The following is a 14,041-nucleotide window of genomic DNA, read 5'->3' as shown; positions in this document are numbered from 1 at the left end:
CTGATCGTGCTTGGGGCACGCGTCAGGTGACGTCGGTCGGCTGGCGCGTCAGCGCCAGGCCGCCGTCACCATACCGTGCGGATCTTTCGTGAAGGGAACCCAGAGCAGCGCACAGAGCTGGATCTGTACGTCGCCGGACCTTGCTTTCACGACGACCTCCTCCAACGCTTCCTGCTGGGCGTCGTAGGCGGCGCCCAATGCGTCCACCTCGGCCTGCAGTTTGGCTTCGAGGTCAGCGTACTGCTGTTGCACGGCCTCCAGGCTTTCCTGCGCGCGCGTGACGTCGCCGGCTTGCTGTGCGGCGCGTCCAGCGCCACGCGTGGCCGTGGCCACCTTGCCAAGGGTCCCCACGCCCACCTTGCCGCGGCCGAAGATCGCGCCAAGAATGGCGCCGCCCACCGAAATGGCCGTGTCCATTTTTGCTTGTGACGCCTGCGCCTGCTCACGCTGCATGGCCTGTTCGGCACGCCGCAACTTGTCCTGCATGGCGGTGAGTTTGGTGGCGTACTTGCCACGCAGTTGCTCAATTTTTGCGTCCCGTGCTTCGTGGGCCAACAGCTGCAAGCGGATACGGAACTGCGCTTCCGACTCTCCGGGGTTGGAGGTGGTCTTGAACGCGACGCTCTTGAAGAGCGAGACCTGTTGGTTGGTCACCACCCACTTCTGCAGCGTCTTCGCCCACACCGCATAGTTTTTGGCTTTGCTGGCGGCGGCAGGGAGTGCCCCAAAGGTGGCGCCATCGCGCGCCGACTGTTCGAGCAATGACGGCTCCAGTTCGACCGACTCGGCGCTGTCCCACTCGAGAGCAATGGGGCCGTCATCCACCGGCGCCAGCAATGCGACGCGCCGCTGCTCCGTGACCCCCAACTTGGCGTTGGCAAAGCTGACGTCGGCCAGCCCGAGGACTACTGGATTATAGACCAATGGACCGGCATGGCCCTTGGTGGGCGGTAGGTAGTACTGGGCAACATCGTGCGGCAACACCGGAGCCTGCGTGGCCGCGCGCGCGTCGAGCGCCGCCAGTCCGCCGCCCGTGCCGCTGGTACTCAGCGCCGGAGCCGATGCCGTACCCGCCGCCGTGACGGGTGCCGATGCCTGTTGCGCCGACACACTCTTGATCTGTTCACGGGTCATGGGCCCCGCGAGATACGACATGGTCCAGCGGGTTTCGAAGGTGATGGGCGCCGGTTCGTGCACGCTGTGCAACAGGAAGACCCGCTTGCCCAACCCGGCGATGGTCTGCTCCATGGCCGCCTTGTCGAATGGCTGGCCACCGGACACGCCTTCGAGGCCTTCCATCACGCGCATCTTGTCGCGCTCGGTTTGCAGACGACCAATGAACCACGTTCCGGTGTTCGACAATCCGCGATAATCGAGATCCACCGGGTTCTGTGTGGAGAGCACCACGCCCAGCCCAAAGGCGCGCGCCTGCTTGAGCAGTGTGAGCAGCAAGACTTTGCTGGGCGGGTTGGCCACCGGTGGCATGTAGCCGAACAATTCATCGATGTACAAAATGGCGCGCAGCGAACCGGTGCCCGGCTGGGTGCGTACCCACGCCAGGATATCCGACAACAGGAGCGTCATGAAGAACATGCGCTCGGCATCATTGAGGTGCGCAATGGAAATCACGCTGCCGCGCGGCTTCCCGCTGGGGTCGTACAACAGACTCGCCGTGTCGAGGGCTTCGCCCTGCATCCACGTCTTGAATCCCGGCGACGCCAGCAAATTGTTGAGCTGCATAGCCAGCGCCATGCGATCCTTGGGCGGGAACACCGTGTCGAGCGGCATGACGCCCACGGTGCTGAACGGCGGATTCTGAATGCCGCCAATGAGCGCCGCCAGATCGAGACTCCGGCCTTCCTGCCACGCATGATGCAGCAGGTTGGCGAGCAGAATATGCTCGCGGCTGGAGATCGGGTCGGCTTCAATGTTCAACAGCGCCAGCAGCGAGGTGGCCGTGGCACTGACCCGCTCCTGCAGCGCCTCGGCATCCTCGCGCACGACCGCCGGGGGCGCATCAAATGCCTTGAGTAGCGAAAGCGGACGGCCGGCGGTGCTGCCCGGCGTGTAGATGGTGATGTCGGCGGCATCGCGAAAACGCTGGATGCGCGCACCATCCTGCCCCCAACCTTCCAATCCGTTCTTCCATAACGACGCCTGCTGTTCGGCAAACTGATCGGCCGACAGCCCGGCGTTCGTGGCCTGTTGCGGGTCTACCCACGGTCTGAAGTCATTGGCCGCGAGGCTCGGAAAGCGCAGCGCCAGATTCCCAAGATCGCCTTTGGGGTCAACGGCGATGACCGGCACCTTGTCGATCAGGGCTTCTTCAATGAGGCCGATGCCCAAACCGGTTTTGCCACTGCCGGTCATGCCGATGATCACAGCGTGCGTCGTCAGATCTTTCGCGTCGTACAGCACGAAGTCCTGGCTGCGCGTGCGCGTGGGGATGTCGTAGCGCTTGCCGAGGTAGAGGGCGCCGAGGGTTTCGAAATCAGTCACGTGTCAGTTCCGTGGAGCAGACGGTGTACGGAGGCGTTCGAGAATGCTGGTGGCATGACGTCGAATGTTTTCCACTTCGTACGGGCGTACCGGCGTGTTGGCGCCATCCACCGTTTTGCTGGACGAGCTCACCGAATCACCGGCGAAGGTCAGTTGCATGGCCACCGTCATGGGAGCCGGACTCGTGTCGCTCTGCTGTGCGATCTGCGTGCGCGTTTCCGTGTATTCCAGCAGCGCCCCGTCTTTGCTGAAGCGGAGCACGCGCTTGGCGGTGCCATCGGTACCAAAGGTGACCTGTTCCGTGATCTCGGTGATGGCGCCATCGGTGATGTTGCTGGTCCAGGCGATGTTTTCATCGCCGTCCTGCATGGCGCCCGAGTCGGCGGTGGCCATCGTGGCAGTTGCCGCGGCAGCGGATGATGCCGTGGTGCTGTCGGACGTGGCGCGGTCGGTACCACCGCAGGCGAAGAGCGCGCCCGCGGAGAGGGCGAGCACGAGGGTGTGGCGAAGCCGGAACATGGGGCACCTTGGAGCAGGGATTGTCGAGGGACAACCGAACCTGCCCAAGATACTCCGTCAGACGGGAGTCGGCTCGGGGCGCAGGGGCTGCAACAGGCGGCGCACGTCGTCATCGGCGTCAACGCGGTTTTGCAGATCACGAACCACGTTGAGGTGGTCCGTGAGGTTTCCGGGCAATGAGCGGTTGGCGTCGAGCCGCAGCAGGTCGAGGCGGATGGCCTCGAGTGCGGTGATGGCCGTCGCGAGGCGGGCGTTCACCACGACCTGCTCCTGCTGCAGCGCGGCCAGTGCATTCTCGCCGGCAGCGGGCGACTGCCGGTGCGCCCGCAGGGCGCCAGAGAGCTCCTGTGCTCTGGCGCGCAGCGCGACGGCTTCCTGTGCCAGCGCGGCGGTTGCCTCCGGCAAAGCGCGCAACTCCTGCTGCATATGCTGCGGCAGGCGCGCAAAGACCTCGTGTGCCGCGCGGTCCAGCAGCACCTCTGTTGGTGCGCTCGCCGGAACGGCCTTGACCGGTGGCGAGGCGTGCCGCCCGTTCAGCCACCCCACCACGCGGGCCGCCAACGGTTTCCGCACAAAGGCGTAGACCCAGCTACTCAATCCCGACGCATACTGGGCTCCCACCATGGCCCGGTGCACGAGCAGTGGCGGGGCAATCCAGGTAAAGACGTTGCCGATCATCTCAAGTGTGGAGGGCAGGCCGAGGACGTCAATCTGGGCCTGTCCAAGCGCCACGCCCGCGCCAGCAAGTAGCAGGGCAAGACCCTTGCCCGTAGAGAGCGGCGTTACCGGCGGCACGGGCGGCGGTGCCAGGGCCTCGATCACGTCGTCGGGGCGAACGCCCTGCTTGAGCGCCCGTCGGGCCGCCAGCAGGGTTTCTCCGGCCCGCAGCAGTGTTGCGCCTGCGGTGAAGGTGAGGATGCCCTGTACCAGGCCATTCATGATGGCGCGCCCAAATGAATGCGCCTCTTCGCCGAGGACGAGAAAGAACGACGCATACGCGATGGCAAGCGCCCAATCAGTCAGTGAGAGGGTGCTGGCCATCCCGGTACGCACCGCGCGCACTTCGACCGGCAGTTCGCCGCCGTCCGGTGTTCGTTCCAGCGCGGCAACAAAGGCCGCGGCATGGTCGTACCGCTCGTCGGCGCGCGCGGCGAGGCATTGATCGATGGCGTCGGCCAATGACGAGGGCAACGCAGGTGCCTTCTCGCGAAGCGAGGGCGCCCGTTGCAAGGACTGCTGCACCACCAACGCCAGCGCGCTACCGGTTTCGAACGGATAGGTGCCGGTGGCGGCGAGGTACAGCGTAACGCCCAGGGCATACAGGTCGGCGCGGCCATCAACAGCCTCGCCAAGCGCCTGTTCCGGTGCCATGAATCGCGCGGTACCAGCCACTTCACCGCTCGCATGCGGACCGCTGTCCGCCACGGCAATGCCGAAGTCGGCAATCAGTGCGCGATCCGTGCCCTGTTCGAGGAGAATGTTCTCGGGTTTCACATCACGGTGGACCACGCCGCGTTCGTGCGCATAGGCGAGGGCCCAGCCAATCTCGCGACCAATGCGTCGGATACTGTTGGCTGGCAGAGGACCCGTGCGGCGCAACCGCTCGGCCAGCGTTTCTCCGGGCACATAGCCCATGACGAACCACGCCAGATCGCCCGCTTCAGCGACTTCGTGGATGGGGACAATGTTGGGGTGAAAACATTGTGCCGCGAGCCGCGCTTCACGCAGGAAGCGCCGCCGCATGTCAGCTCGTGCCGCGAGCGAGGGGGCGAGCAACTTGATGGCGATCGGACGTTCGAGAATGACGTCGCGGGCCAGAAACACAATGCCCATGCCGCCGCGCCCCAGTTCACTCTCCAGCGAGAAGCGACCGGCGACGGCGGACTGCAGGGCAAGGAAAGACGGATCGGTCAAAACTCGCGACGCTTCATCTCTTTGAAGATTTCTTTCGCGTCACTGTCATCGGCTTCGACGGCACTGCGCGTGGCCTGCAGCGTGGGGTCATACGCCTGCTTGGTGGGCTTCTTGACCTGCGCGGCCTTGGCCTGGGTCTTCTTGAGCAGCGACTTGAGCTGATTGTCCTTCATAGTGACTCCGGGTTGGTTTGGGAAACCTACCATGGACGTTGCCGCCGGAACGGGGCGCTGTAAAGGCTACCGGGGGGAAGAACCCGGTGGTGACCGCCGCGGACTTCGTCCCACCGCGGCCAAGGCGAGCCCGACCACCGTCTGTCCGGCGTTGGTGTGTGGGGCGATGACTTCGAAATGCCCCCCGGGGACAGAGACGATGACGGCGGTGGAATCTCCGGCAGTCTCAGCCGCACGCCGATAGGCCTGTTGCACCGGGGCGGGGGCAATGCGGTCATCTTCTCCGGCGATATGTGCCGTGCGAACGCCGAGCGGTACCCGCAGAATGGGGGAGGCCTCACGTACCCGGCTGGGTACCGAATCCGGTGGGGCACCCAGGAGCGCCGAGACACCGCGGCCACAGCCATTGGGCTGCCTTTTTGCGAACTCTTCAAGGTCCGTCACGCCGCCTAGCGACAGGACCCCCCGTACTGGCAGGGGCATGCCTCCAGCGAGCGGGCTAGTTGCGGCGAGGCGGTGCCTCCCAGCCAGCCAGAGCGCCAGCTGTCCGCCGGCGGAATGGCCCAGCAGCACGATACGTGTCGTGTCGATGGGGAACTGCCGGGCAAGGACCCGCACGTAGTCCGCAGCGGCTGCCGCATCCTGGAATGTGCCGGGCCATCCGCCGCCCGGACTGTCGCTGCGGCGGTACTCGACGTTCCAGGTCGCGATCCCTTGGCGGGTCAGAGCGTCGGCCAGCGGCGCCGTGTTGCGCACGGTGGCGAACGAGGAAATCCAACAGCCGCCATGCAGGACGATGGCGATGGGCACCCGTGGTTCGTCTGGCGCGGTGGGGAGTCGCAGCTCACCGAACTGCAGCGAATCGGGGCCATAGGCGATACGCCGTCCGAGGTCGCGCAGCGGGAGGGTGTCGACATCGCCAGCCCGCAGCAAGCGCGGCGCCGAGGCGGGCGTCTGTGCGGGGAGAGGCGCCGCGATCCCTGCTGCGCCGCCACTCGCGACCAGCAGGCCGACGAGGACTCGGGGAATGCAGCCCTTCGCGGAAGCAGGCAAGCGACGAAAGAGGCAAGGAAGCGTCATGAACTTGAACCTGTGGGTGACATTCCACGGCGTCCAGCCGTCAGTGTCGTGAGTGTGACCAGTGCGTGACTACTGTCTCAGGAATTCAGTATTGACGGGTAGTTCCGACAGCGTTACCGTCTTGCAGCACTCAGATCACAGTGGGCGCGCCACGGCGCGGGAACGCAGGAGCAGGCGACTTCGGGGACCTGGCTGCACGCGGGTCCCTTTTGCGTGGCGGTACACGACGAGACGATTGCTTGGCAGCCGTTGCACGACGATTGCTAACCCGCGCGGGGGAACGGTCCGCGAATCAACACGAGTGCTCGGTGCGTACGGCAGGGCCGGACTCCGAACACCCAGTAACACACAGGAGTAGTGCCATGCGTACGACCGGCAAGGTGAAGTGGTTCAACGACGCCAAGGGCTTTGGTTTCATCACGCCCGACGACGGCTCGAAGGATTGCTTCGTTCACCACTCGGCCATTCAGGGCGGCGGTTTCCGCACGTTGGCTGAGGGCGAGCGTGTCGAATTCGACATCGTGCAGGGCCAGAAGGGCCCCGCGGCCGAGCAGGTCGTGAAGATCCGCGGCTAAGCTGCGACTTCGCTGACTGACAGCGGGCCACCAGTCTTGTGACTGGTGGCCCGCTTGTTTTGTATTGCGCGATACGCGGCGTACCGGATTTGTAGCAGATTGTTGCCATGTCCCAGCCAACCAGTGGCCATCGCGCTGCACGTGACCTGCTCGACAGCATGTATCGCGACGTCGCCCATGCGCGTGATACGGCGGTTGCGGCGCTCGCGATGCCATCGCACACCACCGCCACGGTGCCGATTGCGCTGGTGCCGTTGAGCCGTGCGCCACTCCACGAAACGTCCGCTCACCGCCATGCCATGCTGGCACAGCGCATTCGCGAACTGCTCGCCACCATGCGACAGACCACCGCGGATCAGGACGATGGGCTGATTGAGCAACCGGCGCCGCTGTCGCACGACCAGACACGGGTTGTCGTGGCCGTGTGCAGCGCCTGTCGCGGGCATTGTTGCACCAACGGTCGGGAGCACGCCTTTCTGCGCGTACGCACTCTGCGCGACTACGCCGCTGCGCATCCGGAGCACACCGACGAGGCCATCGTGCAGGCGTATCTGGCGCACCTGCCAACGCATGCGCTGCATCCGGGATGTGTGTATCAGGGCGAACGCGGATGCACGCTGCCGCGCGAGATGCGCAGTGCGATTTGCAACAGCTATCTGTGCACGGGGTTGCAGATGGCTGTGGATGGCACGTCGCCCGACACGGTCGGGGTATTCGTTGCGCACCGGGAGGGACGGCAGGTCAATGGCGGCGAACTGCGGGCCTTGCCGGTGCTGGAGTAGCCCGTTCAAAAACTGACGGCTGAGAAATCAGACCGAAGACTGAGAGTCAAGACTGAAGACTGACAACTCCAACTGACCACTGAAAACTCAAACTGACCACTGACAACTCGTGTGCCTCAACGAGTTCTCAGTGGTCAGTTCAAGTTGTCAGTCGTCAGTCTGAGTTCTCAGTCTTCAGTTTCAACTGGCAGTCTTCAGTCTGAGCTCTCAGTCCTCAATTGCAACTGGCAGTCTTCACTGACAGCTGCCCTTACTTGATCTCGCCGTTGCCGCGGTAGTAGTCGCCCATCAGGTGCTCGGCGAAGTACTCCATGAGCATGCGCTGGTTGTACGTGCCCACGGCACCACGATAGCCGTGCGGTTCGCCCGGATACACGTAGAAATCGAACCGCTTGTTGGCCTTGATGAGCGCACTGGCCAGTTTCACGGTGCCACCCGGGTGCACATTGTTGTCGAGGTCACCGGTGATGAGCGCCAGATTGCCCTTGAGGTTGCCGGCCAGTTCATCGTTGGTGGGGACCCGGATTTCGAACTTCACGTTGTCGTAGTTGGTGGAATCCTGGACGACCTCGCGCGAGGCTCCGTTGCCGGCACCTGGACCGCCACGACGCTGCGTCGTCGCCGCGCCGCGTGTCGCCCCACCGCGTGCGGTATCGTTCTTGGCGACCACCTTCACGCCGTGGTTCCACTCGCTCCAGTTCTGGTTGTAGATGTTATTGTCGTGGTTCCCCGATTCCGACCACCCCACCTTGAAGAACTCGTTGTACGGCGGGAGCAGCATGGCCGCCGCGGTGAGGAACCCGCCTCCGGAGTGGCCGAAGATGCCCACCTTGTCGAGATCCATGAACGCATGCCGCGACGCGAGCTGCTCCAGCGCCGACTTCTTGTCGGCCAAGGCGTAGTCCCGCAGGTTGCCGTAGCCATAGCGATGGTACGCCAGCGAACGCAGCGGCGAGCCGCCCCGATGGCCAACTTCCACCACGATGAACCCCAGCTGCGCCAGCTGCATGAGCGGCGTGCGCACACTGAACCCGGTGGTGACCGCTTCGGTTTGCGGTCCGGGGTACACGTAGGTGATGACCGGATACTTCTTGGTGCTGTCAAAGTCGAATGGCTTCCACATGTTGCCGAACAGCTCGGTGATGCCATCGGCCGCCTTCACCGAGAACGGTGTGGCCACTTGGAACCCGATCTCCTTGAGCTTCGAGAGATCCATCTCCTCAAGCTTGGTGAGTACCCGTCCCGTCAGTCCGTCGCGCACCACCGATACCGGCGGCTGATCCATACGCGAGTAAGTGTCGTACACGTACCGGCCCGACGGCGACACCACGCTGGGCGTACCGTTTTCGCCCAGCGTGAGGGCGTGATGGGCGTTTCCGGCATCGAGGAGCGTAATCCCTGAGCCGTTGCCGTTCACGCGGTACAGGTGCGTCTGGTACAGCTGCTCACCCGGTTCGCGGCCCTGACCGGAAATCCACACCTGCTGCGTGGTGGAGTCGATCTTCACAATGGAATTCACATTCCACTGGCCGGTCGTGAGCGGCAGCTTCTCGCCACCGTCAAAGCCGTACACGTAGAACATGCCCCAGCCGGTCTTTTGTGACCACCAGAGGAAATCACCGCCCTTCTTGAGGTAGCGGATGGGCTTGGGTTCGAGCGCCGCGCCCTCAATGGCGTCGGTCAGCAGCGACTTGATGCCGCCACTGGCGAGGTCCACTTCGATGAAATCCACCGTGCGCTGCGGGCGATCGCGGCGGACCAGGCGCACCTTGTCGCCGCTGATCGGCCAGTGCACATCCTGCAGTGACTGGTCCTTCCACTTGCGCACGTTGATCTGCTTGACGGCCGGTTCACCGCGCCGATAGACCCACAGCTCGCTCTGGGTCACATTTTCTTCGCCGGGCATGGTGTACTTGTAGTGCAGCAGTACCGGGCGTGGATTGGCCAGCACGTTCACCAGGAACAGGTCCTTCACCTTGCGCTGGTCGCGGCGCACGAACGAGAAACTGCGCGAGTCCGGTGACCATACCACATTGGGACGCACGCGCATGTCGCGGCTGCTGGCGTCGTTTTGTTCGTCTTCGTCGCCCTGGTTCTGTCCACCGCCACCGCTGAGGGCGTTCAGCTGACGACGATTCTCCGTCGTGTCGCGCGCGCCAAAGGAATAGTCCTCTACGCCATCGGTGCTGATCTTCGTGGTGTCGCCCTTCTTGACGTCCACGAGAAACAGGTTGTGATCCCGGGCGAAGACAAACACCGTGCTGTCGGGGGCGAAGTTGCGGAACTCGCGACCGCCACCGCCGCCAAACTGCCCGCCGCCACCACCGCCACCGCCACCTTGGGTGTCACGCTCTTCGTCGTCGGGGGGCAGGGCGCCGCGCACCACGCGACCGAGCGACTTGAGCGTCTCGTTGGCCAGTGCCCACTCGTAGCGGACGGTGTCCACCGTGAAGCGGAACGCCTTGTGGCTCTTGAGGAAGGTGATGGTCTGGAACGGCAGATTGGTCGCGTCGTACGGCTTTTTGCTCAGGAGCGTGAGCTGTTCGGCCAGCTTGCTGGGGTCGAACAGCAGCCGCTTGCTGCCGCCGCTGGGTGACGGGACGTACATTACGAAGCGCGACCCGTTCCGGTCACGCCAGTTGTAGTACATGGTGTCTGATTTGCCGAGAAACCGCGGCTGCACACCAAACGTGTACGTGATGCTTCGCAGTGACGCAGCCGAGAAGCGGTTGGCGAGAGACCAGTTGGCCTTCGCCGGACGCTGTTCATCAGGCTGGGCGCCCTGCGGGCCGGCTTGAGCAGCGAGGGGGGACGTTGTCGCGCCAAGCAGGAACAGCGTGCTGGCGAGGCGACGGACGTGGGACGACATGCAGCGAGCCTCCGGAGGGTGAGAATTCACCCTAAATACTACTTCTCGGGGAGGCTCGTTGAGACGGGCCCCGCCGGGCCCCTACGGCTGGCGCTCCACGTAGCGGGTGGTGAACACCGGCTGGACCCACGCCACCCGCCCGGCCGAGTCAATAACCCGGGCGCGGACATACATTTCGTCGCCCTGCAGGGTGTACTGCGGGGTGAGCGATTTGTTCACCGCCAGCACGCGCCCATTCGCCCCCACAAACTCCGTCGTGTACTTGAAGTCCCCCTGACGGGTAATCCGAATGCTGAGTTGAGACTCCGTGATGGTGATGGCCTCGAGGACCGGACCACTGCTGGCGTAGAAGCGGCCGGCGTCGAGCGCCTCCACCAGCGCCCGCCCATTGAGGGTCGTGGCCTGGACGACCACCCACCCGCGTCCCGGGTTGGCACGCTCCGGGGCAAACTCGCCCTGAAAATGATGCGCATCATCAACTGCGATGCCATACAGACGTTTCCCCCGCGTGAGCAGGGCGTCCCAGGCATCTTCCATGCCCGGTGTTTCGCCCCCACCCTCGTTGTGCACCGTGGGGTGCCCATTGTGGATCTCCAGCAGGCGGTCGTTCTTGACGCGCCAGAGGACCGCCGTGTCGAGGCTCCACCGGAAGTTCGGGTGGTTGATGTGCGGCACCGCCCCCTCGGCCCGGATGGCGTCGATGGTGTTCTGCACCGTCTCCACCAGCGACCCGCCCTTGGGCGCCGGAATGAGCCGCGAGATCTCAAGGGCATTCACATGCACCGACGCGCTCTGGAATGAGGTGGTGACCTCCTCACCGGGGACCAGGAGAAACGTCGAGTCCATCAACGAGGCCAACGTGGCCGGATTGGTAAAGACGTTGTGGTCGGAGAGGACCAGAAACCGGTAGCCGTGGCTCTTGTACCAGCGAGCCACGGCCTCCGGCGGCGTGTCGCCGTCGGAATTGGTGGTATGGGTGTGCGTGTTGCCCTTGAACCACTGCGCGTTCGTGGGCACCGCAGGAACCGCGAAGCGCGCCGGGGCGCTGCCTTGTGCCGCCACGTCTCCGGAGATGCTCACCAGCGCAATCGCGCTACTCAGGAGGGCAGTAGCTGTGTGACGCATGGACATGGGCTGCGGAGCAAGTGGACGTGGCGACAACAGGCAGGGAGACCGGAGAACTTAGAACGTCGTGCTGATGGTGAGGAAGAGCTGACGGGGCGCGCCGGTGAGGAACGTGGGCAGGTCGCCACGCGCCACGAAGCCGCCGCTGCCCATCGTGGCAATGTACCGCTCGTCCAGCAGGTTGCTCACGTTCAGCTGCATTTCCAGTGCCTTGAGCGCGCCGATCTGACCGAAACGGTAGCGCGCCGAGAGGTCCGACACGAAATAGCTGGGGACCTTTCCGTTGCCGTCACCCGCCGTCGCCAGATCGTTGGTATAGGTGAAGTAGCGCTCGCTGACGAAGCGGCCCCCCAGCGACATGCCAAACTGCTTGCGGGCATAGGCGAGCGACGCGTTCAGCATCTGCTGCGGCGCGTCCTGCACGAACTTGTCCTTCGTGTTCACGCGGCTAGCCGGATCGGTGGGGTTGGTCTGATAGTCGTCGGCAAACTTGGAGCTGTTGTACGTTGCCGAACCGAACGCCCGCCACCCACGGCCAAGTTCGATGTTGGTGACCGCTTCCAGCCCCATGGTGTTCACCGAACCCACGTTGCCGAAGCCGGAGGCACAGGTCACCGTCTGCGGGCACAGCGCCACGCCGAGCAACCGGTTGCGATAGTCCACCGTATAGGCGGTAAGTCCCGCCTCCATCTTGCCGCGGCGGGTCCGGGCGCCGAATTCCAGCGTGGACGCGCGCTCGGCCTTGGCCGTCGACTTGAAGAATTCGAAGGTGGTGACGGCGGTGTTGTATACGCCCCCGGCCGGGTTCAGCGGAAACTGATTGACGTTCTCCGACCAGTTGGCAAACACTTCATCGCGCTCACCGAGCTTGTAGATGGCACCAATCTGCGGCAGCAGGGCGCCGTCCATGTCGATCGTCAGCGATGGGCGCCCGGCATCGGCAAAAATGGGGGCCGTCTTGCCGTTCACCGGCGTATTGCCGTTGTTCTTGAAGTCGGCGCCCACCTGGAGGTACTTCGCGCCGTACGTCAGGGACAGACGATCGGACATCAGCCGCGTGGTGTTCTGCACGTAGGCCATGCTCGTGGTGACATCGGCCGTGCGATCGTAGTCAAGACGCAGGACATTGGAGAAATCCACTTCCGGTCCCTGCTGGTAGTTCTTGAGGCGCCAGCGTGGACGGCGGTTGCTGGATTCGTTCATCTCGTACCAGCCGCCGACTTCCAGTTGATTGGCGCTGCTTCCGGCGTTGAAGGTCGTTGTCGCTTTGGCCATGACGCCCGAACGATTGGCATTGTACTGGGTCTGCCGGAACATGATCGGGTCAGGACTGTACGCCGCACCGTAGCTGGGCGCGTGCCAATCACCACCGCCGCGGTTCAAGTGCAGATACGGCTGGATCTCGAGGCGTCCGTTGGTCCACGGCTTGAACTCACCCTTGAGGTACGCCAGGTGATCCATGCGGGCCCCCTGCGCCGAGCTGAAATAGGCGGCATCTGTCAGCGGGGTGTACGTGGGAATGCTCGCTTCGGCAAACTGTTTCGCCTGGCTCCAGTTGGTGAGGTAGTCGAACATGGGGCCGAAACCGAAGTTCGACGAACCCGGTGCCGTCTTGTTGAAGACGGAGAGCGACAGGTCCATGAAGTCGCTTTCCTTCCGGTTGGCGTAGTTGTAGAACGCCGTGAAGCGGCTCGAGCCGATGAAGGCGTTCGCTTTGACATTGAGCTGCTCGTGCCAGGTTTCGCCGGCATTGCCAAAGAAGCCATTCTGACCGAAGAGCAGATTGTTCTCGCCCGGGAAATTGGAGAAGCGATCGCCGCCCCCCTTCCATTTGTCCGTGTCAAAGCGGGAGAGGGACACGAACGCCGACACTCCGTTGCTGCCACCGAAGGTCTTGAGCCCCATGTCATAGCGCATCATGGTGCGCCGCGCCGAATACTGGCCGCCCATCTGCTGCAGGAGAAACCGCGGCTTGCCCGTGGGTTCACCGGTCGCGTACTGCACAACACCACCAAGGTTGTTGGCCGAGGCCGTGCCGAGCGCACCCGTGCCCTGTGTCACGGCCGCCGACTCGAGATTGGCGGCATCAACGGCACGTCCAACGCCCAATCCGTTCCAATTGCCATAGGACATGTCGCCCAGTGGCACGCCGTCCATGGTCTGCCCAATCTGCGCCGATTGAAAGCCGCGCATGGTGATGCGGTTGGACCATTCGTACATGCCCAATCCGTCGGCCGACTGCATGTTTACGCCCGGAACGCGCTCGATCACCTTAAGGGCGCTAACGCCTGGGGCGCTTTGCCGCAGGGTGCCCGAATCCACGGCAGAGGCCGAGCGGCTGCTGCCGCGGCCCGTTACACCTGTCACGACCACCTTGGTCATGCTTTGGGCGCTGTCGCGCTTGGCGTTCTGCGCCTGCAACGTCGTGGCCATGAGCAACAGCGAGGAGGTAGCGCCAATCAGAATGGCGCGGTGCGGCTGAAAGTCTGGTCGCATGGGGGGAAT

Annotated in this window: 10 protein-coding genes; 2 read left to right on the top strand and 8 right to left on the bottom strand. The window is 64.0% G+C overall.

Annotation, left to right across the window (positions count from 1 at the left end):
- Window positions 1–48: 48 nt before the first annotated feature.
- From GEMMAAP_RS14450 to GEMMAAP_RS14435, 5 genes are all read right to left on the bottom strand, one after another.
- Entirely contained in the window at window positions 49–2,499 is a 2,451-nt protein-coding gene (locus GEMMAAP_RS14450; protein WP_026848624.1) for an ATP-binding protein, read from the bottom strand.
- Window positions 2,500–2,502: 3 nt separating this feature from the next.
- Window positions 2,503–3,018 carry a hypothetical protein gene (locus GEMMAAP_RS14445; RefSeq protein ID WP_026848625.1) on the bottom strand — a complete coding sequence of 172 codons (516 nt, stop codon included), beginning with the start codon at window positions 3,016–3,018 and terminating at the stop codon, window positions 2,503–2,505.
- A 57-nt stretch (window positions 3,019–3,075) separates the two neighbouring features.
- Complete coding sequence (locus GEMMAAP_RS14440; RefSeq protein WP_053333712.1) at window positions 3,076–4,932, bottom strand: serine/threonine-protein kinase; 1,857 nt, start codon at window positions 4,930–4,932, stop codon at window positions 3,076–3,078.
- Window positions 4,929–5,105, bottom strand: a complete 177-nt coding sequence (locus GEMMAAP_RS20620; protein WP_158514876.1) for a hypothetical protein — start codon at window positions 5,103–5,105, stop codon at window positions 4,929–4,931. Before GEMMAAP_RS20620 ends, GEMMAAP_RS14440 begins: the two co-directional genes overlap by 4 nt.
- A 66-nt stretch (window positions 5,106–5,171) precedes the next feature.
- Complete coding sequence (locus GEMMAAP_RS14435; RefSeq protein WP_082821352.1) at window positions 5,172–6,185, bottom strand: alpha/beta hydrolase; 1,014 nt, start codon at window positions 6,183–6,185, stop codon at window positions 5,172–5,174.
- Between the two features lie 362 nt (window positions 6,186–6,547).
- Between GEMMAAP_RS14435 and GEMMAAP_RS14430 the strand changes: the two genes are divergently transcribed.
- Window positions 6,548–6,760, top strand: coding sequence for a cold shock domain-containing protein (locus tag GEMMAAP_RS14430; protein WP_026848627.1), 213 nt, complete (start codon window positions 6,548–6,550; stop codon window positions 6,758–6,760).
- 107 nt (window positions 6,761–6,867) lie between these two features.
- Window positions 6,868–7,542: a hypothetical protein gene (locus tag GEMMAAP_RS14425; RefSeq protein WP_026848628.1), complete on the top strand. Its 675-nt coding sequence runs from the start codon at window positions 6,868–6,870 to the stop codon at window positions 7,540–7,542.
- Between the two features lie 250 nt (window positions 7,543–7,792).
- Here the strand turns inward: GEMMAAP_RS14425 and GEMMAAP_RS14420 are convergent, their stop codons facing one another.
- The 3 genes from GEMMAAP_RS14420 to GEMMAAP_RS14410 form a co-directional block, all read right to left on the bottom strand.
- A complete protein-coding gene (locus tag GEMMAAP_RS14420) occupies window positions 7,793–10,411 on the bottom strand; it encodes a S9 family peptidase (protein WP_026848629.1) in 2,619 nt (872 codons plus the stop codon).
- A gap of 81 nt (window positions 10,412–10,492) precedes the next feature.
- Entirely contained in the window at window positions 10,493–11,536 is a 1,044-nt protein-coding gene (locus GEMMAAP_RS14415) for a CehA/McbA family metallohydrolase (protein WP_075071535.1), read from the bottom strand.
- A gap of 57 nt (window positions 11,537–11,593) precedes the next feature.
- Window positions 11,594–14,032 carry a TonB-dependent receptor gene (locus GEMMAAP_RS14410; RefSeq protein ID WP_026848630.1) on the bottom strand — a complete coding sequence of 813 codons (2,439 nt, stop codon included), beginning with the start codon at window positions 14,030–14,032 and terminating at the stop codon, window positions 11,594–11,596.
- Between the last annotated feature and the right edge of the window lie 9 nt (window positions 14,033–14,041).

The organism is Gemmatimonas phototrophica (assembly GCF_000695095.2).
GTDB classification, from domain to species: domain Bacteria; phylum Gemmatimonadota; class Gemmatimonadetes; order Gemmatimonadales; family Gemmatimonadaceae; genus Gemmatimonas; species Gemmatimonas phototrophica.
Note: the sequence above shows the minus strand (reverse complement) of the source record. Positions and strands in the feature narration are given on the sequence as shown.